The 23501-nt window shown below is 63.6% G+C and carries 24 protein-coding genes, 4 tRNA genes and 1 pseudogene; 13 read left to right on the forward strand and 16 right to left on the reverse strand.

Annotated features, from left to right (window positions below):
* Positions 1-101 precede the first annotated feature (101 nt).
* The 5 genes from ACF8ML_RS12200 to ACF8ML_RS12220 all read right to left on the reverse strand — a co-directional run bounded on the left by ACF8ML_RS12200 (position 102) and on the right by ACF8ML_RS12220 (position 1321).
* Positions 102-176: transfer RNA gene (locus tag ACF8ML_RS12200), tRNA-Thr, on the reverse strand.
* A 43-nt stretch (positions 177-219) separates the two neighbouring features.
* A tRNA-Gly gene (locus tag ACF8ML_RS12205) sits at positions 220-293 on the reverse strand.
* Between the two features lie 55 nt (positions 294-348).
* Positions 349-434 (reverse strand) — tRNA-Tyr (locus ACF8ML_RS12210).
* A gap of 90 nt (positions 435-524) precedes the next feature.
* A tRNA-Arg gene (locus tag ACF8ML_RS12215) sits at positions 525-600 on the reverse strand.
* A gap of 82 nt (positions 601-682) precedes the next feature.
* Positions 683-1321, reverse strand: a complete 639-nt coding sequence (locus ACF8ML_RS12220; protein WP_026061988.1) for a TetR family transcriptional regulator — start codon at positions 1319-1321, stop codon at positions 683-685.
* 192 nt (positions 1322-1513) lie between these two features.
* On the opposite strand from ACF8ML_RS12220, the gene ACF8ML_RS12225 reads away from it, so the two are divergent.
* From ACF8ML_RS12225 to ACF8ML_RS12240, 4 genes and pseudogenes are all read left to right on the forward strand, one after another.
* On the forward strand, positions 1514-2806 hold the full coding sequence (locus tag ACF8ML_RS12225; protein ID WP_016448485.1) for an efflux RND transporter periplasmic adaptor subunit: 1293 nt from the start codon (positions 1514-1516) through the stop codon (positions 2804-2806).
* A gap of 15 nt (positions 2807-2821) precedes the next feature.
* Complete coding sequence (locus ACF8ML_RS12230; protein ID WP_016448486.1) at positions 2822-5977, forward strand: efflux RND transporter permease subunit; 3156 nt, start codon at positions 2822-2824, stop codon at positions 5975-5977.
* The gene (locus tag ACF8ML_RS12235; RefSeq protein WP_047326980.1) at positions 5970-7424 is read left to right on the forward strand and encodes an efflux transporter outer membrane subunit; all 1455 of its coding nucleotides are present in this window, start codon (positions 5970-5972) and stop codon (positions 7422-7424) included. Before ACF8ML_RS12230 ends, ACF8ML_RS12235 begins: the two co-directional genes overlap by 8 nt.
* A 208-nt stretch (positions 7425-7632) precedes the next feature.
* Positions 7633-8166, forward strand: a pseudogene (locus ACF8ML_RS12240) (c-type cytochrome); the annotation flags it as partial.
* A gap of 54 nt (positions 8167-8220) precedes the next feature.
* Here the strand turns inward: ACF8ML_RS12240 and ACF8ML_RS12245 are convergent.
* Together ACF8ML_RS12245 and ACF8ML_RS12250 are read right to left on the reverse strand one after the other, a co-directional pair.
* Positions 8221-8772 (reverse strand): DUF2946 family protein, encoded by a 552-nt coding sequence (locus ACF8ML_RS12245; RefSeq protein WP_047326978.1) that lies wholly within the window; start codon positions 8770-8772, stop codon positions 8221-8223.
* Positions 8773-8777: 5 nt separating this feature from the next.
* Positions 8778-9764 carry a YheT family hydrolase gene (locus ACF8ML_RS12250; RefSeq protein ID WP_392407136.1) on the reverse strand — a complete coding sequence of 329 codons (987 nt, stop codon included), beginning with the start codon at positions 9762-9764 and terminating at the stop codon, positions 8778-8780.
* A 145-nt stretch (positions 9765-9909) separates the two neighbouring features.
* Here ACF8ML_RS12250 and ACF8ML_RS12255 point away from each other — a divergent pair, with 145 nt between their 5' ends.
* The 4 genes from ACF8ML_RS12255 to ACF8ML_RS12270 all read left to right on the forward strand — a co-directional run bounded on the left by ACF8ML_RS12255 (position 9910) and on the right by ACF8ML_RS12270 (position 12319).
* A complete protein-coding gene (locus tag ACF8ML_RS12255; RefSeq protein ID WP_016448491.1) occupies positions 9910-10497 on the forward strand; it encodes a LemA family protein in 588 nt (195 codons plus the stop codon).
* A 33-nt stretch (positions 10498-10530) separates the two neighbouring features.
* Positions 10531-11415, forward strand: a complete 885-nt coding sequence (locus ACF8ML_RS12260) for a YgcG family protein (RefSeq protein ID WP_016453560.1) — start codon at positions 10531-10533, stop codon at positions 11413-11415.
* 1 nt (position 11416) lies between these two features.
* Positions 11417-11959 (forward strand): TPM domain-containing protein, encoded by a 543-nt coding sequence (locus ACF8ML_RS12265; RefSeq protein ID WP_016448493.1) that lies wholly within the window; start codon positions 11417-11419, stop codon positions 11957-11959.
* Positions 11960-12058: 99 nt separating this feature from the next.
* Positions 12059-12319 carry a hypothetical protein gene (locus tag ACF8ML_RS12270; RefSeq protein WP_016448494.1) on the forward strand — a complete coding sequence of 87 codons (261 nt, stop codon included), beginning with the start codon at positions 12059-12061 and terminating at the stop codon, positions 12317-12319.
* Positions 12320-12384: 65 nt separating this feature from the next.
* On the opposite strand, the gene ACF8ML_RS12275 is transcribed toward ACF8ML_RS12270, so the two are convergent.
* The 9 genes from ACF8ML_RS12275 to ACF8ML_RS12315 form a co-directional block, all read right to left on the reverse strand.
* Positions 12385-12801 (reverse strand): F0F1 ATP synthase subunit epsilon, encoded by a 417-nt coding sequence (locus ACF8ML_RS12275; protein WP_012202358.1) that lies wholly within the window; start codon positions 12799-12801, stop codon positions 12385-12387.
* A gap of 160 nt (positions 12802-12961) precedes the next feature.
* Positions 12962-14371 carry a F0F1 ATP synthase subunit beta gene (gene atpD, locus ACF8ML_RS12280; protein WP_012202357.1) on the reverse strand — a complete coding sequence of 470 codons (1410 nt, stop codon included), beginning with the start codon at positions 14369-14371 and terminating at the stop codon, positions 12962-12964.
* 34 nt (positions 14372-14405) lie between these two features.
* Complete coding sequence (atpG, locus tag ACF8ML_RS12285) at positions 14406-15278, reverse strand: F0F1 ATP synthase subunit gamma (protein ID WP_012202356.1); 873 nt, start codon at positions 15276-15278, stop codon at positions 14406-14408.
* An 18-nt stretch (positions 15279-15296) separates the two neighbouring features.
* Positions 15297-16850, reverse strand: coding sequence for a F0F1 ATP synthase subunit alpha (gene atpA, locus ACF8ML_RS12290; protein ID WP_016448495.1), 1554 nt, complete (start codon positions 16848-16850; stop codon positions 15297-15299).
* 48 nt (positions 16851-16898) lie between these two features.
* Positions 16899-17438, reverse strand: a complete 540-nt coding sequence (locus ACF8ML_RS12295; RefSeq protein WP_012202354.1) for a F0F1 ATP synthase subunit delta — start codon at positions 17436-17438, stop codon at positions 16899-16901.
* Between the two features lie 12 nt (positions 17439-17450).
* Positions 17451-17921, reverse strand: coding sequence for a F0F1 ATP synthase subunit B (locus ACF8ML_RS12300; protein WP_016448496.1), 471 nt, complete (start codon positions 17919-17921; stop codon positions 17451-17453).
* Between the two features lie 35 nt (positions 17922-17956).
* Positions 17957-18205 (reverse strand): F0F1 ATP synthase subunit C, encoded by a 249-nt coding sequence (atpE, locus tag ACF8ML_RS12305; protein WP_011803767.1) that lies wholly within the window; start codon positions 18203-18205, stop codon positions 17957-17959.
* Positions 18206-18256: 51 nt separating this feature from the next.
* On the reverse strand, positions 18257-19120 hold the full coding sequence (atpB, locus tag ACF8ML_RS12310) for a F0F1 ATP synthase subunit A (RefSeq protein WP_016448497.1): 864 nt from the start codon (positions 19118-19120) through the stop codon (positions 18257-18259).
* Between the two features lie 21 nt (positions 19121-19141).
* Positions 19142-19624 (reverse strand): ATP synthase subunit I, encoded by a 483-nt coding sequence (locus ACF8ML_RS12315; RefSeq protein ID WP_016448498.1) that lies wholly within the window; start codon positions 19622-19624, stop codon positions 19142-19144.
* A gap of 286 nt (positions 19625-19910) precedes the next feature.
* Here ACF8ML_RS12315 and ACF8ML_RS12320 point away from each other — a divergent pair, with 286 nt between their 5' ends.
* The 5 genes from ACF8ML_RS12320 to ACF8ML_RS12340 all read left to right on the forward strand — a co-directional run bounded on the left by ACF8ML_RS12320 (position 19911) and on the right by ACF8ML_RS12340 (position 23449).
* Positions 19911-20228 carry a YbeD family protein gene (locus ACF8ML_RS12320; protein ID WP_016448499.1) on the forward strand — a complete coding sequence of 106 codons (318 nt, stop codon included), beginning with the start codon at positions 19911-19913 and terminating at the stop codon, positions 20226-20228.
* On the forward strand, positions 20225-20950 hold the full coding sequence (gene lipB / locus ACF8ML_RS12325) for a lipoyl(octanoyl) transferase LipB (RefSeq protein WP_047326976.1): 726 nt from the start codon (positions 20225-20227) through the stop codon (positions 20948-20950). Before ACF8ML_RS12320 ends, lipB begins: the two co-directional genes overlap by 4 nt.
* Positions 20951-20960: 10 nt before the next feature.
* Entirely contained in the window at positions 20961-21941 is a 981-nt protein-coding gene (lipA, locus tag ACF8ML_RS12330; protein WP_013800257.1) for a lipoyl synthase, read from the forward strand.
* A 310-nt stretch (positions 21942-22251) separates the two neighbouring features.
* Positions 22252-22962, forward strand: coding sequence for a hypothetical protein (locus ACF8ML_RS12335; RefSeq protein ID WP_034368188.1), 711 nt, complete (start codon positions 22252-22254; stop codon positions 22960-22962).
* Between the two features lie 16 nt (positions 22963-22978).
* Positions 22979-23449: a hypothetical protein gene (locus ACF8ML_RS12340; protein WP_047326975.1), complete on the forward strand. Its 471-nt coding sequence runs from the start codon at positions 22979-22981 to the stop codon at positions 23447-23449.
* Positions 23450-23501 lie beyond the last annotated feature (52 nt).

Below are 23501 nucleotides of genomic sequence, written 5' to 3' on the forward strand. Positions count from 1 at the left end.
CGCTCGAATTTTTCTTTAGCCATTTTTCCGACTCCGAAAAAAATCTAAATCACTACAACAGGATTTGGCGCAACCCCATCTAGCGAGCGCACCAGAGAGAATGGTGCCCATGGGCAGGATCGAACTGCCGACCTCTCCCTTACCAAGGGAGTGCTCTACCACTGAGCCACATGGGCCTTGAAGCCGCCGAAGCAACCTCAAAAAACTTTGCTTGCAAACTGGAGCGGGAGACGGGAATCGAACCCGCGTCATTAGCTTGGAAGGCTAGGGTTCTACCATTGAACTACTCCCGCACAGATTGACTGCACGCTGCCACCTTTTCAGATGACTTCTCTTCTTCACCATTACTGGTGGAGGGGACTGGATTCGAACCAGTGTAGGCGTAAGCCAACAGATTTACAGTCTGCCCCCTTTAGCCACTCGGGCACCCCTCCGAAGAGATTTGAATTCTAGCACCGTTTTTTTCGTCTGAAAAAATTCAGTGCATTTTTTTCTCAGGCCACCTAGGCGATCCAAGAAAAATGTGGCGCGGCTGGCGGGGATCGAACCCACGACCCTTGGCTTCGGAGGCCAATACTCTATCCACTGAGCTACAGCCGCTCAAGGCATCGCTGCCCTGCACAAGCCGATGATTGTCGCATGACTTTGCACTACCGCGTACAAGCCCTGCGACCCCGCCCGCTCATTGGGCAGGAGCCTCCGAAACCGTGAAGCCCAGCCCGCGCAGGCAGACATCCACCGCCTGGGCGCCCACTTGCTTGAGATCGAAAGCCCGCCCCAGCAGCCAGCTCTGCAGCAGCCCGTCAAACATGGCGCACAGTGCGATCGATGCCTGGTGCGCCGACATGGGCATGGTGACCGCATGGCTTTCGGCGGCGGCACACAGCGCCAGCTCCAGCCGGGACGAAAAGGAGTCCAGTGCCGCACGATTGCGCTCCTGCACCGGCATGAGTTCGCCCACGTACTCCACCTTGAGCAACAGGATCTCGAAGACGCGCCGCGTGCTGTCGTCATCCGCAATGCGCCCGAAGACCACCGCCATCAGGCGCCGCACATATTCCAGCGCATCGCATTCGGAGTCATCTTCGCAGTCGCCCTGAGCGGCCTGCTCCAGCGGGAGCGTGACGCGATCCAGCATGGCATAGAAGAGATCCAGCTTGTCCTTGAAATGCCAGTAGACCGCACCGCGCGTGGCGCCGGCTCGCTGGGCAATCTCGTTGAGCGAGGCCCGGGCGACACCCTGCTCGTAGAACACTTGCTCCGCAGCGTCCAGCAGACTGTTGCGCGTTGCAAACGCATCTTCTTTCGTTCGTCGTGCCAAGATGTATTTCCTTCCATCGTTGAGCCCGGCCATGCCACGCTACGCCATGCTTCGCGCCGCCTTGCAGCAACTGCGGTCATTATACATTCATGTATGTATGTATAATCCGCGACTTGCCCGTGGACACGGGCGTTCCGGATAGCGCTGACCGGAACGTCAACATCGTTATTTGATTCAGCACAAGGACCCATCATGCCCAGCACACGCAGCAATGTGTCAGCCGCTCCGTCCCCTTACAACAGTCTGCGCCTCACCACCGTGGCCCTGGCCGTCACCGCCGCAATGGCCATGGCCGCCTGCGGGAAAAAGCCCGAAGAACAAGCTGCCGCACAGCAGCAGATGCCCGCCGTCCCTGTAGGTGTGGTGGTGGCCACCCCCGCCGATGTGGGACTTGTGACCGAGTTGCCCGGCCGCGTGGACGCGCGCCGCGTGGCCCAGATCCGGGCCCGCAGCGCCGGCATCGTGCAGGAGCGCCTGTTCAAGGAAGGCAGCGACGTGAAGGCCGGCCAGGTGCTGTACCGCATCGATCCGGCGCCCTACCAGGCGACGCTGCAAAGTGCCAAGGCCACGCAGGCCCGTGCCGAGGCCAACCAGGCCCAGGCACTGGCGCAACTGGAACGCTACCGCCCGCTGGTTGCCGCCAACGCGATCAGCAAGCAGGACTTCGTCAATGCAGAGGCCGCCTACAAGCAGGCCCAGGCTGACGTCGCGGCCGGCAAGGCCTCCGTGCGGACCGCCGAGATCAATCTTGGCTATACCAGCGTCACCGCCCCCATTTCTGGCCGCATCGGCCAGTCTCTGGTGACCGAAGGCGCGCTGGTCGGCCAGGGCGAGGCGACCCCGCTGGCCGTGGTCCAGCAGATCAATCCGGTCTATGTGAATTTCACCCAGTCGTCCAGCGAAGCCTTCCGGCTGCGCCGCGCGATGGAGCAGGGCAAGCTCAAGAAGGCCGATGGCGCCGAAGCCGCCAGCGTCGAGGTGCGCCTGGACGATGGCACGGCCTACGAACTCAAGGGCAAGCTGCTGTTCACCGACCTGACCGTGGACAGCTCCACCGGCCAGGTCACGCTGCGTGCCGAGGTGCCCAATCCCAAGGGATTGCTGCTGCCCGGCATGTATGTGCGCGTGCGCATGGAGCAGGCCCAGGCGTCCAACGCCATTGCCGTGCCCCAGCAGGCGGTGACGCGCACCGAGACCGGCGACACCGTGAGCGTGGTCAGCGACGACGGCAAGATCACCAAGCGCCAAGTGAAGGTGACCACGGCCCAGAACAACCAATGGCTGGTCAGCGAAGGCCTGCAGGCGGGCGAGAAGGTGATGGTCGACGGTTTCCAGAAGCTGCAGATGCTGCCACCCGGCACGCCGGTCAAGCCCGTACCGTGGCAGCCCGAGGCCGCAGGCGCCCAGAAGCCGGCCGGCACGGCAGCGCCAGCCCCGCAAGCCGCAGCCGATGCCAAGCCTGCGGACCAGGCAGACAAGAAGTAATCAAGGGGCTCAGCAATGGCCAAGTTCTTTATCGACAGACCGATCTTTGCATGGGTCGTCGCGCTGTTCATCATCGTCCTCGGTGGTATCGCGCTGACCAAGCTCCCGATCGCTCAATACCCCAAGGTGGCTCCTCCGGCCATCGTCATCAACACCGCCTATCCAGGCGCGTCCGCGAAGGTGCTCGAAGACAGCGTGCTGTCCGTGATCGAGCGCGAGATGAACGGCTCGCCCGGTCTGGTCTACATGGAGTCGGTGGCCCAGGCCGACGGCACGGGCAGCATCACCATCAGCTTCGAGGCCGGCACCAACGTGGACCTGGCGCAGGTGGACGTGCAAAACCGCCTCTCGCGCGCCACGCCGCGCCTGCCTGCTTCGGTGACGCAGCAGGGCGTTCGCGTGGACAAGGCGTCGTCCAACTTCCTGCTGTTCATCATGCTGTCGTCCGAGGACGCCAAGGCCTATGACACGGTGGCCCTGGGCGACTATGCCTCGCGCAACATCGTTCCCGAAATCCAGCGTGTGGCAGGCGTGGGCCAGGCACAGCTGTTCGGCACGGAAAAGGCGATGCGCATCTGGTTCGATCCCGCCAAGCTGCAGGGCTACAAGCTCTCGGCCGAGGACGTGACAGCCGCCATCCGCAGCCAGAACGCCCAGGTGGCCAGCGGCGCCATCGGCGACCTGCCCAACATCACGGGCCAGAAGATCGCCGCCACGGTGACGGTGATGGGCCAGCTGTCTTCGATCAGCCAGTTCGAGAACATCGTGCTGCGCGCCAATGCCGATGGCTCCACCGTGCGACTCAAGGACGTGGCCACCATCGAGATCGGCGGCCAGGCCTACGCGACCTCCGCCCGCCTGAACGGCAAGGATGCCGTGGGTATCGGCGTGCAGCTGACGCCCAGCGGCAATGCGCTGGCCACAGCAAAGGCCGTGCATGCACGCATGGAGGAACTGAAGAAGTTCTTCCCCAAGGGCGTGAATTACTCCATTCCCTACGACAGCTCCAAATTCGTGAGCATCTCCATCGAGAAGGTGGCCCACACGCTGCTGGAAGCCATCGTGCTGGTGTTCCTGGTGATGTACCTGTTCCTGCAGAACTGGCGCTACACGCTGATCCCGACCATCGTGGTGCCCATTGCACTGCTGGGCACCTTCGCGGTCATGCAGGCCGTGGGCTTCTCGATCAACGTGCTGGCCATGTTCGGCATGGTGCTGGTCATCGGCATCGTGGTGGACGACGCCATCGTGGTCGTGGAGAACGTCGAGCGCATCATGAGCGAGGAAGGCCTGCCGCCGCGCGAGGCCGCGATCAAGGCCATGGGCCAGATCTCGGGCGCCATCGTGGGCATTACGCTGGTGCTGATCGCGGTGTTCATACCGCTGGCTTTCTTCGCGGGGTCCACCGGCAATATCTACCGGCAGTTCTCCATCGTGATGGTCGCCTCCATCAGCTTCTCGGCCTTCATGGCGCTGACGCTGACACCGGCTCTGTGCGCAACGCTGCTCAAGCCCGTGGAGGCCGGCCACAACCACGAGAAGAAAGGCTTCTTCGGCTGGTTCAACCGCACGTTCGCACGCTCGGCCAAGTCCTATGAAGGCTGGGTGGCTCGCCTGCTCAAGCGCTCGGTGCTGATGATCGGCGTGTACCTGGCCGTGATCGCCGGTGCCGTGGTGGTGTTCCGTGGCCTGCCGACCTCGTTCCTGCCGACCGAGGACCAGGGCTACTTCATCGTCAACGTGCAACTGCCTCCTGGCGCCGCCAAGGAGCGCACGCTGGAAGTCATGAAGCAGGTCGAGGAGGCCGTGCTGCCGCAGCCCGAAGTGGCCAACATGGTCAGCGTGCTGGGCTTCAGCTTCTCCGGCCAGGGCCAGAACGCCGCCCTCGCCTTCGTGCCGCTCAAGGACTGGTCCGAACGCAAGGGAGCGGACTCCACGGTGGATGCCATGACGGGCCGCATCATGGGCATGACGGCGGGCATACGCGACGCCTTCGTGTTCGCCGTGAACCCGCCGCCCATTCCCGAACTGGGCAATGCCGTGGGCTTCTCGTTCCGCCTGCAGGATCGTGCCGGCCACGGCCACGATGCGCTGATCAATGCGCGCAACATGCTGCTGGGCATGGCCGGGCAGAGCAAGGTGCTGGCCGGCGTGCGTCCCGACGGCCTGGAAGACGCGCCGCAGCTGCGCATCGAGATCGACCGCGACAAGGCCAACGCACTGGGCGTGGACTTCACCTCGATCAATGCGGCGCTGTCCACGGCACTGGGCTCGTCCTACGTCAATGACTTCCCCAACCAGGGTCGTCTGCAGCGCGTGATCGTGCAGGCCGACGCTCCGGCCCGCATGCAGCCCGACGATCTGCTGCGCCTGAACGCGCGCAATGCCAAGGGCGATCCGGTGCCGCTGTCCACGTTCGCGACCACCAAGTGGGTCAAGGGCGCGCAGCAGACGGTGCGCTACAACGGCTACCCGGCCGTGCGCATCGAAGGCTCGGCTGCTCCGGGCTTCAGCTCGGGCGATGCCATGGACGAGATGGAAAAGCTGGCTGCCAAGCTGCCCGAAGGCTTCGGCTTCGAGTGGACCGGCCAGTCGCGTGAGGAAAAGCTGGCGGGCTCGCAAGCCATCTTCCTGTACGCCTTCGCCATCCTGGCCGTGTTCCTGTGCCTGGCCGCTCTGTACGAGAGCTGGTCGATTCCGCTGTCGGTGATTCTGGTCGTGCCGCTGGGTCTGCTGGGCGTGGTGCTTGCCACCTTGCTGCGCAACTATTCCAACGACGTGTACTTCCAGATCGGACTGGTGACGGTGATCGGCCTGTCGGCAAAGAACGCCATCCTGATCGTGGAGTTCGCCAAGGACCTGCAGGCCGAAGGCAAGGGCCTGATCGAGGCCGCGCTGGAAGCCGCACACCTGCGGTTCCGGCCCATCATCATGACCTCGCTGGCCTTCGGCCTGGGCGTGGTGCCTCTGGTGATCGCCTCCGGCGCCAGCTCCGCCAGCCAGCGTGCCATCGGCACCGGCGTGCTCGGCGGCATGATCACCGGCACCGTGCTGGCCGTGCTGTTCGTGCCCACCTTCTTCGTCGTGGTGCGCAAGCTGTTCAAGGGCAAGATCAAAACGCACAACCCGCCGTCCACACCGGCCGGCAAGGAGGCCTTGAGCCATGATTAATCGCAGTACCCCGGTGGCCATCGCCACCGCCGTGCTCCTGGCGGGATGCTCGCTCATCCCCACCTACGAGCGCCCTGCCGCTCCGGTCGCGGCCCAATACACCCGCGCGAACGCCACTGCTGCGGCAGAAGGCGGAACGGCTGCCGCACAGCTGCCCTGGCAGGATTTCTTCCAGGACGCACGCCTGCAGCAACTGGTGCGCACCGCGCTGGACAACAACCGCGACCTGCGCGTGGCCGCGCTCAATATCGAGCGCGCCCAGGCGCAGTACCGGATCACGCGCGCCGACCAGTTCCCGACGGTCGGTGCAGGCGTCAACGCCAGCCGCGCCCCGAATACCACGGGCTCCGGCACCAAGTACGTCAACAGCTACCAGGTCGGCCTGGCCGTGACCTCCTGGGAGCTGGACTTCTTCGGGCGCATCGGCAGCCTGAAGGAAGCGGCCCTGGCCCAGTACCTGGCCACCGAGGAAGCGCGCCGCGCCGCGCAGACCAGCCTGGTGGCCGCCGTGGCCAGCGGCTGGTACACGCTGCTGGCCGACGAGCAGTTGCTGAAGATCTCGCGCGACACGCTGCAGACCCGCGAAGAGTCGATCAAGCTGACCAAGCTGCGCTTCGACACGGGCGTGGCCTCCGAGCTGGACTACCGCCAGGCCGTCTCGCTGACCGAAGCTGCGCGCGCCACCCTGGCGCAGCAGCAGCGCCAGCGTGCCCTGGACGAGAACGCCCTGGTGCTGCTGCTGGGCCAGGCGCTGCCTGCGGACGTGGTCGCCAGCCTGGGCTCCAGCCAGGGCCTGCGCGACACGGCCGACCTGCCTGCAGTGCCGGCCGGCCTGCCGTCTGACCTGCTCACGCAGCGCCCCGACATCCGCCAGGCCGAGCAGCAACTGATCAGCGCCAATGCCAACATCGGCGCGGCGCGTGCGGCCTTCTTCCCGCGCATCACGTTGACCGGGCAGTTCGGCACGGCCAGCAACGAGCTGTCGGGCCTGTTCAAGAGCGGCAGCTGGGGTTTCACCCTGGCGCCCTCGGCCCTGCTGCCCATCTTCGATGCGGGCCGCAATTCGGCCAATCTGGCTGCGGCCAAGGTCGATCGCGAAGTGGCCATTGCGCAGTACGAGAAGTCCATCCAGAGCGCCTTCCGCGAAGTCTCCGACGCACTGGACAGCCAAGGCACGCTGCGTGACCAGATCATGGCCCAGCGCGCCCAGCTCGAAGCCGAGCAGGCACGCCTGAAGCTGTCCGACCTGCGCTACAGCAACGGCGTGGCCAGCTACCTGGACCTGCTGGACGCACAGCGCACCCTGTTCGCGCTGGAACAATCCACCGTGAGCGTGCGCCTGGCGCAACTGCTCAATCAGATCGAGCTGTACAAGGCTCTGGGCGGCGGCTGGACCGACAGGACGGCGACAGCGGCTGCAACCACGCGAACTCCCACGCAGCAATAACCGCATCTGCCGCGCCAACCGCAAAGAGGCGTTCACCGCAAGGTGAACGCCTCTTTGTCATTCAGTGCGGCAAGCATTTGCCAATTGCTTGATCCATCTCATGGCATATGTGCGTCCCAGGTCAACCCGGGTCTGCGCGCAGTGTCTGCAAGAGGGCCGTCGATATAATTTGTTGTTGACTCACGCCCCCACAACACAAGAGGACTTCATGAGCGCAACCCACACCGAAGAAGCCCATACGGGCCCGATCAAGAATCCCAGGCAACTGCTGATAGCGGTGTTTTTCTCGTTCGTGGTTCCGGTGTTCGTGATCATCGGCCTCGTGCAGTACGTGAGTTCGGCCGACAAGTCCGGTGCCGGCGCTTCCCAGACCGAAATGGCCAAGGCTCAGCGCCTGCAGAAGATCGGCCTTGTGGAGATCCGTGATGCCAACCGCCCCCTGCGCGCGGGCGAAGAGGTCTACAAGGGCCAGTGCGCCGCTTGCCACGCCACGGGCGCTGCAGGAGCACCCAAGTTCGAGGATGCTGCGGCCTGGGGCCCTCGCCTTGCGCAGGGACTGGAAGGCCTGGTGCACTCGGCACTCAAGGGCAAGGGCGCCATGGCCCCTCAGGGTGGCGGCGACTTCAACGACACCGAAATTGCACGCGGCGTGGTCTACATGGCCAACGCGGCGGGCGGCAAGTTCGAAGAACCCAAGGCCCCTGCCGCAGAAGGCGCCGCGGCAGAAGGCGCAGCAGCCTCCGCCAATTGAGCAACACGCGGGACTTCTGGAACCAACCGGCTTCGGCCGGTTTTTTCATGCCCGCGCAGGACTGCGCACGAAACCGTAGCGCTGCGGCAACGCCTCGGCCCGCACCTCTTCACAGGCCGGCAACGCGCCCGCCTCCAGCGCAGCCGCGGCATCGATCATGTCCTGCGTATGGACCAGGCCCAGGCCGGAAGGCGTCGCCAGGTACAGGCGCCCCGTCTCGTCCATCAGCGCGTCGGTGATGGCCCCGGCATCCAGTTCGGCTCCTGTATGGCTGTGCATCTGCAGGCCCTCGCCATCCCAGCGCAACCGCCATATCCAGGGAGCATTCTCCAGCTCCACATACACGCGCTGGGGACCGTTCTGGAAGAACCATCGACCATCGGGCTCGGCCAGGTAGTTGCGGGCGATGAAGTCCGCCAGCTTTTCGTTGCGCACCTCCGCGCCCTTGGCTCCCGGGATTGCGCTGTCGAAAGCGCCGCTGGCCTGGGCCTGTTCATCGCGCAGATACCAGCGCCCGCGCTCGTCCAGCCCCAGCCAGCCGCTGCAGGCAGGCACATGGGGCCATTTGGCCATGGCCTGCTTCACGATATCGTCCATTGCATTCATCCTTTTTCGCTGTGCGCCAGCCACTGCGTGACGGCCTGCGGCATGGCCAGTACATGTCCCGGCCAACGCCCCTGTGCAAAACCCACATGACCGCCGTGCGGCGGATGCCACAGCGTAACCCGCGGGCCGACTTCGCCTGGCGCCGGCAGGCTGTACGAAGGGACAAAGGGATCGTCCAGCGCATTGAGCAGCAGTGCAGGCACGGCAATGCTGCCCAGCAGCGGTTTGGCCGCCGCCCGATGCCAATAGTCCTGCGCATCACGAAAGCCGTGGACCGGCGCCGTGAACGCATCGTCAAACTCTCTCAAATCACGCGCACGCAGCACGGCATCACGATCGAAGAGACCGGGAAACTGCGCCCACTTGAGCAGCGCCTTGGGCACCAGGGTGCGCAGGAACATGCGCGTGTAGATCCTGCGGTTCAGCCCTTTCCCCAGCGCCGTTCCCCCGGCGGCCAGGTCCAGCGGCGCACTCACCGCCGCCAGGGCCTGCACCACCTCGGCAGCCTTGTCCGCCTGCACGCCCGCCCAGCGTGCCAGCGCATTGCCGCCCAGGGAGACACCGACCGCATGCAGCGGGCGAGAAGACCGCTCGCGCAGGCGGCGCAGTATCCAGTCCACCTCCTGCACATCGCCCGAGTGATAGGCGCGCGGCGCCCGGTTGACCTCGCCGCTGCAGCCGCGAAAGTGCGGCACGGCCATGTGCCAGCCGCGCTGTTCGGCCACACAGGCCATGGCCTGGGCATAGTGGCTGTTCGCCGAGCCTTCAAGGCCATGGAAAAGCACCAGCCATGGCGCATCGGCAGGCGGGGTGGGAGCACTGCCGAAGGCGACATCGATGAAGTCGCCATCCGGAGTATCCCAGCGCTCCCACCGCCACCGGGGTGCCGCATGGCCGGCCGGCCGACGGTGCGCGAACAGCGCCGGCCAGATGGTCTGTGCGTGGCCACCGGGCAGCCAGCGCGCCGCGTTGAATTGATGCATAGAGCCCGTTTGCAGTCCTTGTCCCAGTCGCTGCGAATGGCCTTTGCCCTACAGGGCGGCGGGCCAGGTGCGCAGCACAATCGCCAGCGATGCGCAGCATCGTGCACGATACTGTCCTCCATTGTCGCTTTCAGGTTGTCATCTCATGAAACGTCTAATCGCCACACTTGCCACCGTTCTGGTACTGACCGGCTGCGGCTACAACGATTTCCAGCGCCTTGACGAACAGACCAAGTCGGCCTGGAGCGAGGTGCTCAACCAGTACCAGCGCCGTGCCGACCTGGTGCCCAACATCGTGGCCTCGGTCAAGGGCGAGGCCAATTTCGAGCAGGAGACCCTGACCAAGGTGGTGGAGGCGCGCGCCAAGGCCACCTCCATCCAGGCCACGCCCGAGCTGGTCAACAACCCCGAGGCTTTCAACAAGTTCCAGCAGGCGCAGGGTGAGCTGTCCAGTGCGCTGTCCCGGCTGATGGTGGTGGCCGAGCGCTACCCCCAGTTGCAGGCCAATCAGGGCTTCCGTGACCTGCGCGTCACGCTGGAGGGCACGGAGAACCGCATCACCGTGGCGCGCAACCAGTACATCCAGGCCGTGCAGTCCTACAACGTGCTGGCGCGCAGCTTTCCGACCAATCTGACAGCCAAGGTCTTCAGCTATGAGCCCAAGCCCACCTTCAGCGTGCAGAACGAGGCCGAAATCTCTCGCCCGCCCACGGTGGACTTCGGCAACAAGTAAACCGTGACCACATCCCTGGCGCCGCTCTGGCGCATGCTTTGCGCCCTGCTCCTGGCAGCGTTGTTGCTGCCAGGCAGCGCGCTGGCGCAGGCTCCGCAACCCGTCCCCCCGCTGACGGCCCGGCTCATCGACCAGACGGGCACGCTGTCGCCCGACGAGGCACGGGCCATTGAAGACAGGCTGCGCAGCATTGAACAGAAGTCGGGCTCGCAGGTCGTTGTGCTGATGGTGGCCACCACGGCGCCCGAGGACATCGCCGCCTATGCCTGGCGCGTGGCCAGCGACTGGAAGATAGGCCGCCGCGACGTGGGCGACGGGCTGTTGATGGTGATTGCCAAGAACGACAGGCGCATGCGGCTGGAAGTGGCCCGCGCGCTGGAAGGCGCCATCCCCGACCTGGCGGCCGCTCGCATCATCGACCAGCAGATGACCCCGCGCTTTCGCCAGGGCGACTATGCAGGCGGCATTGCCGCTGCGCTGGACCAGGTGGCGGCACGCATTGCGGGCGAGCAGCTGCCGGCCCCCTCCCCCAATGCCCCTTCCTCCAAAAGCCCGGACCGTGGCTTCGACATGGAAGACCTGATGCTGTTCTTCTTTTTCGGTGTGGTCATCGCGGGCCCCATCCTGCGCTCGATGCTGGGCCGGCCCCTGGCCTCGGTGCTGGCAGGCACAGGCGCCGGCATTGCCGCCTATGTGGTGACCACCAGTCTGCTGGTGGCTGGCGGAGCGGGCATCGTCGCTCTGCTGTTCACCTTGCTGGGCAGCGGCCGCTCCGGCAGGGGTGGCGGTGGATGGGGCGGAGGGGGTGGCTACGGCGGTGGTTTTGGCGGAGGCGGCGGACGAAGCAGTGGCGGCGGAGGCTTCAGCTCCGGGGGAGGCGGCAGTTTTGGGGGCGGCGGCGCCTCGGGGAGTTGGTGAGATGGCGGCTGCAATCACAGGCTTTGTTCAGCGTCTGGTCCGGCTGCTGCGCCACCATTGGGCCGAAGGGCAGCTGCGGCGTGCACTCCCACCCGAGACCCTGGCGGAGCTGGAGCGCCTGATCACCATGAGCGAGCAGCGCCATACAGGACAGATCCGTATCTGCGTCGAGCCCGGCCTGCCGCCCAGCTACATCTGGCGCGATGCCACGCCGCGCGAGCGCGCCATCACGCTGTTCGGCAAGCTGCGCGTCTGGGATACCGAGCACAACAACGGCGCCCTGATCTATCTGCTGCTGGCCGACCACGCCATCGAGATCGTCGCCGACCGCGCCCTGGCGCGCACCCTGCCTGCGCAGCAGTGGCAGACGCTGATCAGTGACATGCAGGCCGCTTTCCAGGGCGGCCACTATGCCATGGGCATGACGGCGGCGCTCGAGCGCGTGAGCCTGCTGCTGGAAACCAACTTCCCGCGCGACCCGTTGCAGCCTGTGCACGAAGGTGGCGACAATCTTCCCGATACCGTCGTGATACAGCGGCACTGAGGCAAAACGACCCTCAGACCGAGCGCCCTCTTCATCGAGCTATCGCGGGCACGGAGGCTGTGATAGCGTCACGCCATTTCATCAAGGAGCATCCACACCATGAAGAATACCCTGGCCCGCCTGGGCCTGCTGGCCGCCGTGCTGGCCCTGAGCGCCTGCGCAAGCCCCGTCCTCGATGACTCGCAAGAGTACGACTATGTGCTCAGCTGCAAGCTGCGCGAGGACGACCCCAAGCGATGCGAGCAGCAGATCCGCGCGCTGTGCCCCGTGCCAGCCAAGGCCGTGACGCACAAGTCGCGCACGGTCGACCCCAAGGACAACGCAGTGACCTACGTCTACCAGGCCCGCTGCGGCGACTGAGACGCCTTCGCACCATGAAAAAAGCCGCCCGAGGGCGGCTTTTTTGCGGCTGGTCCCGGGAGGGCTCAGCGCTTTTGGCGGAACTTGCGCAGGGCCGCGATCTGGGCGGCCATGACGGCCAGCTCGGACTGGGCACGCGCCAGATCGACTTCGCTCTTGGCGTTCTTCAGCGCTTCCTCGGCTTCGAGCTTGGCCTTCTCGGCCTTCTCGGCGTCCAGGTCGGCACCGCGGATGGCGGTGTCGGACAGCACGGTCACGCAGTTGGGCTGCACTTCCAGGATGCCGCCGGCCACGAAGACGAACTCTTCGCTGCCGTCAGCCATCTCGATACGCACCGAGCCGGGCTTGATGCGCGTGATCAGCGGAGTGTGGCGGGGAAAAATGCCCAGTTCGCCGGATTCACCGGGCAGGGCGACAAAGCGCGCTTCACCGGAGAAGATGGACTCTTCGGCACTGACCACATCAACGTGGATGGTGTTCATCTTTGCTCCTCAGAAAAGGTAGGACTGGAACTTGGAACCGGCAGGGCCCAGATCGGGGACACCGAGCAAGGGCCGCCCCTCGGCGAGGGTGTCGTCCCCCTCCCCCGCGAAGCGGGTAGAGAGGGGGAGGCGACGCAGTCGCTCAGGGGGTGCCGCAGGCTCAAGCCGCCAGCTTCTTGGCCTTCTCGAAGGCTTCGTCGATGGTGCCAACCATGTAGAAGGCCTGCTCGGGCAGGTGATCGCACTCGCCGGCGCAGATCATCTTGAAACCACGGATGGTTTCAGCCAGCGACACGTACTTGCCGGGAGCGCCAGTGAACACTTCGGCCACGTGGAAAGGCTGCGACAGGAAACGCTGGATCTTGCGGGCGCGGGCCACGGTCAGCTTGTCTTCGGGAGCCAGCTCGTCCATGCCCAGAATGGCGATGATGTCGCGCAGTTCCTTGTAGCGCTGCAGCGTGCCCTGCACTTCGCGGGCCACCTTGTAGTGCTCTTCACCCACGACCTGGGGGTCCAGCTGGCGGCTGGTGGAGTCCAGCGGGTCGACAGCGGGGTAGATACCCAGCGAAGCGATGTCACGCGACAGCACCACGGTGGAGTCCAAGTGGGCGAACGTCGTAGCAGGCGAGGGGTCGGTCAAGTCATCGGCAGGCACGTAAACGGCCTGGATGGAAGTGATCGAACCGACCTTGGTCGAGGTGATGCGCTCTTGCAGGCGGCCCATTTCCTCGGCCAGCGTGGGCTGGTAGCCCACGGCGGAAGGCATGCGGCCCAGCAGAGCGGACACTTCGGTACCGGCCAGCGTGTAGCGGTAGATGTTGTCCACGAAGAACAGCACGTCCTTGCCTTCGTCACGGAAGGCTTCGGCCATGGTCAGGCCGGTCAGCGCCACGCGCAGACGGTTGCCCGGGGGTTCGTTCATCTGGCCGTAGACCATGGCGACCTTGGAGTCGTTCAGCGACTCCTGGTTGACCACGCCGGCGTCCGACATTTCGTGATAGAAGTCATTGCCTTCACGGGTACGTTCACCCACACCGGCAAACACCGACAGACCACCGTGGCCCTTGGCGATGTTGTTGATGAGTTCCATCATGTTCACGGTCTTGCCCACGCCGGCGCCACCGAACAGACCCACCTTGCCGCCCTTGGCGAAGGGAGAGATCAGGTCGATCACCTTGATGCCGGTTTCCAGCAGTTCCTGCGAAGGCGACAGCTCGTCATAAGCCGGTGCCTTGCGGTGGATGGGGGCCGTCAGGGCCTGATCCACGGGACCGCGTTCGTCGATGGGGTTGCCCAGCACGTCCATGATGCGACCCAGCGTCGCCTTGCCCACGGGCACGGTGATGGGGTTGCCGGTGTTGGACACCATCAGGCCACGACGCAGACCGTCGGACGAGCCCAGGGCGATGGTACGCACAACGCCGTCACCCAGCAGTTGCTGCACTTCCAGCGTCAGGGCCGAGCCGTCGAGCTTCAGGGCATCGAACACCTTGGGCATTGCGTTGCGGGGGAACTCGACGTCCACCACAGCGCCAATACATTGAACAATCTTGCCTTGCACTTGAGCCATTTTTTGCTCCAATTAGTTTGTCTGTTAAAGCCGTTTACACCGCAGCGGCGCCAGCCACGATTTCCGACAGTTCGGTCGTGATGGCTGCCTGACGCGTCTTGTTGTAGACGAGCTTCAACTCGCTGATGACGTTGCCGGCGTTGTCGGTCGCGGCCTTCATGGCCACCATGCGCGCCGATTGCTCGGACGCCATGTTTTCTGCAACCGCTTGGTAGACCAGGGACTCCGCGTAACGCACGAGCAGCTCGTCGATCACGGACTGCGCATCGGGTTCGTAGATGTAGTCCCAGCTATGGCCAGACGTCTTCTCGGCCTGCATGCTCTCGGACGACAGGGGCAGCAACTGCTCCACCACCGATTCCTGCTTCATGGTGTTGATGAACTTGGTGTAGCTCAGGTACACCGCGCTCAGCTTGCCCGCTGCGTACGCATCGAGCAGCACCTTCACAGGGCCGATCAGCTTTTCCAGATGGGGCGTATCGCCCAGACCCGTCGCGTGCGAAACCACCTTGGCGCCGACACGGTTCAGAAAGCCCAGACCCTTGTTGCCAATGGCCACCGCTTCTGCCGACACGCCTTGATCCTGCAGCTCCCGCAGCTTGGCCGTGACAGCACGCAACACGTTGGTGTTCATGCCGCCGCACAACCCCTTGTCCGTCGTCACAACGATGACGCCGGCAGTCTTGGCATCACCGTTCACTTGCATGAACGGGTGCACGTACTCGGGGTTGGCTTGGCCAAGATGGACTGCAATGTTGCGGATCTTTTCGCTGTACGGGCGTGCAGCCAGCATCCGTTCCTGCGCCTTGCGCATCTTGGATGCGGCCACCATTTCCATGGCTTTGGTGATCTTCTTGGTGTTTTCCACCGATTTGATCTTGCCGCGAATTTCCTTACCTGCTGCCATGATGGCTCCTCGTCCGGTTTAAGCGAACGACTTCTTGAACGCAACGATGGCGGCGTTCAATTCGGCTTCGGAATCCTTGTCCATGGCCTTGGAAGCGTTCAGCTTGTCGATCAGGGCGCCGTGGCTGGTCTTCAGGAACTGGTGCAGACCAGACTCGAAAGCCAGCACTTGCTTGACCTGGATATCGTCCATGTAGCCCTTGTTCACTGCGAACAGCGAAGCGCCCATCAGGGCGGTGGACAGGGGGCTGTACTGGGCCTGCTTGAGCAGTTCGGTCACGCGGGCACCGCGGTCGAGCTGCTTGCGGGTGGCTTCGTCCAGGTCGGAGGCGAACTGCGCGAAGGCAGCCAGCTCACGGTATTGCGCCAGGTCGGTACGGATACCGCCGGACTGGCCCTTGACCAGCTTGGTCTGTGCAGCACCACCGACGCGCGACACCGAGATACCGGCGTTGATGGCGGGGCGGATACCGGCGTTGAACAGGCTGGTTTCCAGGAAGATCTGGCCGTCCGTGATCGAGATCACGTTAGTGGGCACGAAGGCCGACACGTCACCCGCCTGGGTTTCGATGATGGGCAGAGCCGTCAGCGAACCCGTCTTGCCCTTGACTTCACCCTTGGTGAAGGCTTCGACATAGTCGGCATTCACGCGGGCTGCGCGCTCGAGCAGGCGGCTGTGGAGATAGAACACGTCGCCGGGGAAGGCTTCACGGCCCGGGGGACGGCGCAGCAGCAGCGAAACCTGGCGGTAGGCCACGGCCTGCTTGGACAGGTCGTCATAGACGATCAACGCGTCTTCGCCGCGGTCGCGGAAGTACTCGCCCATCGTGCAGCCCGAGTAGGCCGACACGTACTGCATGGCAGCGGATTCGGAAGCGGTGGCAGCCACGACGATGGTGTATTCCATCGCGCCGGCCTGCTCCAGGGCACGCACCACGTTCTTGATCGAGGAAGCCTTCTGGCCGATCGCAACGTAGATGCAGGTAACGCCCTGACCCTTCTGGTTGATGATGGCGTCGATGGCCACGGCGGTCTTGCCGGTCTGGCGGTCGCCGATGATCAGTTCGCGCTGGCCACGGCCGACGGGCACCATCGAGTCGATGGACTTGATGCCGGTCTGCAGGGGCTGGTCCACGGACTGGCGTGCGATCACGCCAGGAGCGACCTTCTCGATCACGTCCGTCATCTTGGCGTTGATCGGGCCCTTGCCGTCGATGGGCTGACCCAGGGCGTTGACCACGCGGCCGATGAGTTCGGGGCCGACGGGCACTTCCAGAATGCGGCCCGTGCACTTGACGGTGTCGCCTTCGGAGATGTGCTCGTACTCGCCCAGAATCACGGCGCCGACGGAGTCGCGCTCGAGGTTCAGCGCCAGGCCGAAGGAGGGCTGGCCGTCCTTGCCTGCGGGGAATTCCAGCATTTCGCCTTGCATCACGTCCGACAGGCCGTGCACGCGCACGATACCGTCGGTCACCGAAACCACGGTGCCTTCGTTACGGATGTCGCTGCTGCCAGCCAGACCCTCGATGCGGCTCTTGATCAGTTCAGAAATTTCTGCGGGATTGAGTTGCATGACTCTTTCCTTCTTTAGCTTTGGTTAGCCGAGACCTCAGTCGCGTTGTTACGCAATGAGGGCCGCTTTCATTTGTTCCAGGCGGGCCTTGACGGAGGTGTCAAGAACTTCATCACCCACCACGACGCGGATGCCACCGATCAGGGACTGATCTTGCTGCACCGACAGGTTCAGCTTTCGGCCGAAACGCTTCTCCAGCGAAGTCCCGAGTGCGGCCAGTGCGGCAGCATCTATGGGGAATGCGCTTTGAACCACGGCGTCGGACGAGCCACCGGCGCGGTTCACGAGGCTGCGAAACTGGGCCGCCACTTCTGGCAGGGCTTGCAGTCGGCCGTTTTCAATGATGACGCGCAGAAAGTTGCGTGCGGCATCGGGCAATGCCGAGCCGGCCACGCCGCTGATGACGTCGAACAGTTGTTCGTCGGTCACCTTGGGGTCGTCGGCCAGCTGGCGCAATTGCGGATTGGCGGCAATCGCCGCCAATTCCTCCGCCCAGGCAACAGTGCCGGACAGGTCAGCACCCTGCTGGGTGCTGGCCTTGAACAGGGCATCTGCGTAAGGACGGGCAATGGTGGCGAGTTCTGCCATGTTTGCTCTTCCTTACAGCTCGGTCTTCAGGCGGTTCAGCAGGTCGGCATGGACGCCGGCATCCACTTCCTTGCGCAGGATCTGCTCGGCGCCCTTGACGGCCAGCGCAGCCACTTGCTCGCGCAGGGCTTCACGGGCCTGGATTGTCTGCTGCTCGGCCTCGGCGCGAGCAGCAGCAACAATCTTGTTGCCTTCTTCGGAGGCACGGGCCTTGGCTTCTTCGATGATGGCCTGGGCACGGCGTTCGGCGTCCGCAAGCCGCGATGCCGTTTCGTTGCGCGTCTGGGCCAGTTCCTGCTCGACGCGCTTGTTGGCAGCGGCCAGGTCGGTCTTGGCCTTGTCGGCAGCAGCGAGGCCATCGGCGATTTTCAGAGCTCGTTCATCCAGCGCCTTCGCGATCGGGGGCCACACGAACTTCATCGTGAACAGCACCAGGATCAGGAAAACGATGGCCTGGACGAACAGGGTCGCGTTGATACTCACGGCAACACCTTTCTATCTAGGGCGTTGATCGGAGCTTAGGCCAGGACGAAGGGGTTGGCGAAAGCGAACAGCAGAGCGATGGCCACACCGATCAGGAAGGCAGCGTCGATCAGACCGGCCAAGATGAACATCTTGGTTTGCAGTTCGTTGATCAGCTCAGGCTGACGTGCCGACGATTCCAGGAACTTGCCACCCATCAGGGCGATACCGATCGAAGCGCCGATAGCGCCCAGACCAACGATCAGACCACAAGCCAGAGCGACGAGACCGAGAATGTTTTCCATGATGACTCCTGAGATTAAAGAAAGAGAAAGGTTGAGAGGGAAAGGAAATGGTCAGTGGGCTTCATGCGCCTGGCCGAGATAGATCAGCGTCAGCATCATGAAAATGAAGGCCTGCAGGGTGATGATCAGAATGTGGAAGATCGCCCAGATAGAGCCTGCAATGATGTGCCCCAAGGGGAGCAACACACCGGAAAGCGACATGGCAGCCGCACCGCCCATCAGAGCGATCAGACAGAACACCAACTCACCAGCGTACATGTTGCCGAACAGTCGCATGCCATGCGAAACCGTCTTGGCGACATATTCAATGATTTGCATGGCCAGGTTCACGACACCCAGGATCAGTGCAAACACGGGATTCTTGCTGGTGCCGAACGGGGCAGTCACCAGTTCGTGGGCCCAGCCGCCCATGCCCTTGATCTTGATGCTGTAGAAGAAGCACAGGATCAGCACGGCCGAGGACAGGCCCAGCGTGGTCGAGAGGTCAGCCGTGGGAACGACGCGCAGGTAGGCGTGCGAGTCACCCTGGAAGCCCTGCCACAGCACCGGCAGCAGGTCCACCGGCAGCATGTCCATGGCGTTCATCATGAAGATCCACACGAACACGGTCAGTGCCAGGGGAGCGATGAACTTGCGGCTTTGCGCGTTGTGGATGTTGGCCTTGGCCTGGTTGTCCACCATCTCGACCAGCAGCTCTACAGCCGCCTGGAAGCGCCCCGGAACGCCCGATGTGGCCTTGCGCGCGGCAAGCCACAGCACGAACAGGCTCAGCACGCCCAGCGTGGCGCTGACGACGATCGAGTCCAGGTTGATGACCGAAAAGTCGATGATCGACTTTTGCTTGATGTTCTGGAGGTGCTGCAGGTGGTGAACGATGTATTCACTTGCAGTAGGTGCGTGCGCGTCTGCGGCCATCGGTCAACTTCTCTTCAAATATCAATCGGTTTTTCGGACACTGGATCGCACTATCAGCGCGACCCAATACGTTTTCATGACGACTACCAAGCCCGCCAGCAGCGCCAGCCAACTCAGCCCCGGGACCAGCTTGGGTGCAGCCGCCAGCATGGCAATGCACAGCACCAGCTTCACCAGTTCCCAGCCAAAAATTCCCACCATGGCGGCTGCAGCGCCGCCCGGCCTCTTTCGTACGACGGCACGCGCAAACAGCGCTGCCGGCAACACCACCGACAAGGCACCGTAGGCAGCCGACCATCCGACCTCGGCGCGCCCCGTCACCAGCCATGCGACCAGTGCCACCAGCACGCCCACCACCGCCTGGACCACCACGAAACGCCACACAGACATCTGCGGGTTTCGCGTGCGCCACTCCTGAGCCTCCTCGGAGGTCAGGGGCTTGAAGTCGGAATCCTCGCCCTCAAGTTCCCTGTCAGCGTCTGTGTCGGCGGCGTAGTTTTTCATTGAATTCTCTAAGGCCGCAGACCAGACAAGACTTTTTCACAAAGCCTCTGATTATAAGTAAAAACCCCTGCCGAACGATAGGGGTTGTTACGGGCATGCCCAAAACGGAGGCGGCGACCGGGCTGTGTGGCAGCCGGCCAACAGCGCCAGCCTCGCGCCGCAGGCCACTTGTTTGTTGTGTGTGGAGTTCTCGTGGCGGACGACGCGGCAGCCCCGGGCTGCGACATGGCCGCGAACGATAGCGCACAATCGCCTCCAACGCCAAGCGATTAACCTTGATTCACCTATGACCGACGCCTCCACCCCTACCCCCACCCCAGCCACCGAGCCGGGCGCGGACCCGCGCAAGGATTCGCTGATCGAGTACCCGTCGCAGTTCCCCATCAAGGTCATGGGCGTCAAGGCCGAGCATCTGGTGCACGAGATCACCCAGATCGCCCAACGCTTCGACCCTGCCTTTGACGCCAGCACCATTGAATTGCGCCCCAGCAGCAGCGGCAAATACCTGGGCGTCACCGTCACGGTGACGGCGACCAGCCGCGAACAACTCGACGATCTGTACCGCGCCTTCACCTCGCATCCGCTGGTGAAAGTGGTGCTGTGAGCGCCCTTGACGCGCAGCAGTCGCAGTCATTGGACCTGCGCCTGCTGGGCCGCACGGACTACGAGGCCACGGTGCAGGCCATGCAGGCCTTCACCAGCCAACGCGATGCCGGCACGCGCGACGAGCTGTGGATATGCGAGCACTCCGCACATTTCACACAAGGCCTCGCCGGCAAAAGTGACCACTTGCTGAGCCCTGGCGACATTCCCGTGGTGGCCACCAACCGCGGCGGACAGGTCACCTACCACGGCCCGGGCCAGGTGGTCGCCTATCCCTTGCTGGACCTGCAGCGCCTGGGCTACTTCGTCAAGGAATACGTGTTCCGCATCGAGGATGCGGTCATCCGCACGCTGGAGCATTTCGGCATCACCGGCCACCGCGTGGAAGGCGCCCCCGGCATCTACGTGCGCCTCGACGACCCTCGCAGCCATGCCATGCTGCCCCAGCGCCCGCAACTACGCGCGCCCGGCTCGCCCGCGCCCCAACCCGATTTTTCGGGGCTGGGCAAGATTGCAGCCCTGGGCATCAAGGTCAGCCGGCATTGCACCTATCACGGCGTTGCATTGAACGCCGCCATGGACCTGGAACCCTACGGCCGGATCAACCCTTGCGGCTACGCAGGGCTGCAAACGGTGGACCTTTCTACAATCGGCGTTCAGACAACCTGGGACGAAGCCGCGCGCGTGCTGGGACGACAGTTGCAGCGCCGCCTAGCCCCCTGAATCCAGAACCATGACCACCAACACCGTCGTGCGCGAAGCGCAGTCACAAGCCGAGTACAACCCGCTGGCCAAGCAGAAGGCGGCAGCGAAGCTTTCGCGCATCCCGATCAAGGTCGAGCATGGCGAAGCACTCAAGAAGCCCGAGTGGATCCGCGTCAAGGCGGGCAGCCCCACCACGCGCTTCTACGAGATCAAGGACATCCTGCGCGCCAACAAGCTGCACACGGTCTGCGAGGAAGCCTCCTGCCCCAACATCGGCGAGTGCTTTGGCAAGGGCACGGCCACCTTCATGATCATGGGCGACAAGTGCACGCGCCGCTGCCCGTTCTGCGATGTGGGTCACGGCCGTCCCGACCCGCTGGACACCAACGAACCGCTCAACCTCGCCAAGACGATTGCCGAGCTGCGGCTGAAATACGTAGTCATCACCAGCGTGGATCGCGACGACCTGCGCGATGGTGGCTCGGGCCACTTCGTCGAGTGCATCAAGAACATCCGCGAGCTCTCGCCGCTGACCCAGATCGAGATCCTAGTGCCCGACTTCCGTGGCCGCGACGACCGTGCGCTGGAAATCCTCAAGGCCGCGCCTCCCGATGTGATGAACCACAACCTGGAGACCGCACCGCGCCTGTACAAGGAAGCGCGTCCCGGCTCGGACTACCAGTTCTCGCTGAACCTGCTCAAGAAGTTCAAGGCCTTGCACCCCAAGGTTCCGACCAAGAGCGGCATCATGGTCGGCCTGGGCGAGACCGATGAGGAAATCCTGCAGGTCATGCGCGACATGCGTGCGCATGACATCGACATGCTGACCATCGGCCAATACCTGGCACCCAGCAACAGCCACCTGCCGGTGCGTCGCTACGTGCACCCCGACACCTTCAAGATGTTCGAGGAAGAGGCGTACAAGATGGGCTTCACGCATGCAGCCGTGGGCGCCATGGTGCGCTCGAGCTACCACGCGGACCAGCAGGCACACGCCGCCGGCGTCTGAGCCGGCAATGGCCGCCTGCCTGCAGGGCGGCCTTCTTCACGCACTTCGGGGATGGCCTTTGCAGACCATCCCCTTTTTCATGTCTGGAGGCATGCCATTCAGGCGCCGGTTTTGACCTGAATACACATTCAGCAACAAACAATCGATGTCACCGGCATCTCGGTTGATGAATTTCCCGATCTCTTTATGATGCCGATTTTCCGAATGCTTTCTGCATTCAAAAAAATCCGAACGACCCAGGAATGCGGCTCAACGACATGAAATCCCGGATTTCGGGCGTTCGGGCGCCGCTCCATTGACAAAGGGATAAGTGCATATGGCCAATGACGAGCAAAAGGACCGTGCAGCATTCGATGCCGCCATACAGGCACTGAAAGCAGAGGTTGCCAATGCCGGGGTGCATCTCTCGCTGGACTCATCTGCACGCCTGGCCTATGCCCGACAGATTCAGGCCATGGCCAACGAGCTTCAGTTGCAGGCCACGAGCGGCCGCATCACCTGGGGACAGGCTGCACAACAGGCCCAGGAGGCCCGCAATGTCATCATGGAGATCATCCGAGGCCGCAGCACCCCCGTGGGCAGAGCCATGGCGCAACGCATCAAGAGCGAGGGCAAGACGCTCAATGAGCTGATTGCCCGCAAGGCCCAGCAATTGCACGGCCCCAACGTGCGGTTCGATCGCCTCACGGCGGCCCAGCAAAACGCCGTGTATGGCGAAATCGTCAAATCCGCCGGCAAGTCCAATGCCGCCATCACCCAGAGAATGCGCACGCTCTCCCGGGCAGGACGCGGCCTCCTGGTCTTCTCCATTGCGGTATCGGTCTACACCATCGCCAACGCAGACAACAAGGTGGAGGCCGCCGGCAAGGAATTGGCCGTCACAGGTGCCGGGATCGGTGGAGGCATGGCAGGTGGTGCCCTGGCCGGGCTGGCCTGCGGGCCCGGGGCACCTGCCTGCGTGGTGGTCGGCGCTTTTGTCGGCGGGGCACTGGCTGCCATAGGCGTCGAATTCCTCTGGTGACACTTCAGGACAACAGATGCGCATCCTCTCCGACCGGCAGTTGTCACTGCAGCCCGCCGCATCCCATCCTGCAGGGCAGGTACCGCAAAGCCGCCTGGTGCTCAACGGGAATGCAACGCCCATTCTGGTGGACGGCACCATTCTCGAGGCAGCCTTTCAATGGAACGACCTCTACCTTCTGTTCACCACCGATGACACGCCCATGGAGGAGATGCTGCGGATCACGCTGCTCGACGAGAATTTGCAGGCACTCGACAAGGCCGTGATAGGCAGCATGTATTCCACGGGCAGCTTCTCGTTGCTGCCATCGGACGAACGATCGCTGGTGCGATTTCGATTCATGGGAAATACGGACTGGAGTGTCGAAATCCTGCAGGAACCTGGATTCCGGCTGCCATTTCTTGGCGATCCGCGCGCCGTCACGCGCCCCCTGGGGTTTTCGCGGCGCTTTGTCGTGCGAGGCCATCCTGAGCCGGAAAGCAACTGATGCCGACGCAGTTGAAGGCAATAAAAAAGCAGGGCCAACGTGCATGCCCTGC

Origin of the sequence: Delftia sp. WSY_10, from assembly GCF_043104705.1 — a bacterium.
GTDB classification, from domain to species: domain Bacteria; phylum Pseudomonadota; class Gammaproteobacteria; order Burkholderiales; family Burkholderiaceae_C; genus Comamonas; species Comamonas tsuruhatensis.

Bases quoted from the DNA above. Each gene is read 5' to 3' on its own strand.
- ACF8ML_RS12265 (WP_016448493.1), top strand. From the start codon at position 11,417: ATGGCGGCTGCAATCACAGGCTTTGTTCAGCGTCTGGTCCGGCTGCTG.
- ACF8ML_RS12255 (WP_016448491.1), top strand. From the start codon at position 9,910: ATGAAACGTCTAATCGCCACACTTGCCACCGTTCTGGTACTGACCGGC.
- ACF8ML_RS12250 (WP_392407136.1), bottom strand. From the start codon at position 9,764: ATGCATCAATTCAACGCGGCGCGCTGGCTGCCCGGTGGCCACGCACAG.
- ACF8ML_RS12225 (WP_016448485.1), top strand. From the start codon at position 1,514: ATGCCCAGCACACGCAGCAATGTGTCAGCCGCTCCGTCCCCTTACAAC.
- ACF8ML_RS12295 (WP_012202354.1), bottom strand. From the start codon at position 17,438: ATGGCAGAACTCGCCACCATTGCCCGTCCTTACGCAGATGCCCTGTTC.
- lipA (WP_013800257.1), top strand. From the start codon at position 20,961: ATGACCACCAACACCGTCGTGCGCGAAGCGCAGTCACAAGCCGAGTAC.
- ACF8ML_RS12315 (WP_016448498.1), bottom strand. From the start codon at position 19,624: ATGAAAAACTACGCCGCCGACACAGACGCTGACAGGGAACTTGAGGGC.
- atpG (WP_012202356.1), bottom strand. From the start codon at position 15,278: ATGGCAGCAGGTAAGGAAATTCGCGGCAAGATCAAATCGGTGGAAAAC.
- atpA (WP_016448495.1), bottom strand. From the start codon at position 16,850: ATGCAACTCAATCCCGCAGAAATTTCTGAACTGATCAAGAGCCGCATC.
- ACF8ML_RS12320 (WP_016448499.1), top strand. From the start codon at position 19,911: ATGACCGACGCCTCCACCCCTACCCCCACCCCAGCCACCGAGCCGGGC.
- atpB (WP_016448497.1), bottom strand. From the start codon at position 19,120: ATGGCCGCAGACGCGCACGCACCTACTGCAAGTGAATACATCGTTCAC.
- ACF8ML_RS12340 (WP_047326975.1), top strand. From the start codon at position 22,979: ATGCGCATCCTCTCCGACCGGCAGTTGTCACTGCAGCCCGCCGCATCC.
- ACF8ML_RS12275 (WP_012202358.1), bottom strand. From the start codon at position 12,801: ATGAACACCATCCACGTTGATGTGGTCAGTGCCGAAGAGTCCATCTTC.
- ACF8ML_RS12245 (WP_047326978.1), bottom strand. From the start codon at position 8,772: ATGGACGATATCGTGAAGCAGGCCATGGCCAAATGGCCCCATGTGCCT.
- ACF8ML_RS12235 (WP_047326980.1), top strand. From the start codon at position 5,970: ATGATTAATCGCAGTACCCCGGTGGCCATCGCCACCGCCGTGCTCCTG.
- ACF8ML_RS12270 (WP_016448494.1), top strand. From the start codon at position 12,059: ATGAAGAATACCCTGGCCCGCCTGGGCCTGCTGGCCGCCGTGCTGGCC.
- atpD (WP_012202357.1), bottom strand. From the start codon at position 14,371: ATGGCTCAAGTGCAAGGCAAGATTGTTCAATGTATTGGCGCTGTGGTG.
- ACF8ML_RS12260 (WP_016453560.1), top strand. From the start codon at position 10,531: ATGCTTTGCGCCCTGCTCCTGGCAGCGTTGTTGCTGCCAGGCAGCGCG.
- ACF8ML_RS12230 (WP_016448486.1), top strand. From the start codon at position 2,822: ATGGCCAAGTTCTTTATCGACAGACCGATCTTTGCATGGGTCGTCGCG.
- atpE (WP_011803767.1), bottom strand. From the start codon at position 18,205: ATGGAAAACATTCTCGGTCTCGTCGCTCTGGCTTGTGGTCTGATCGTT.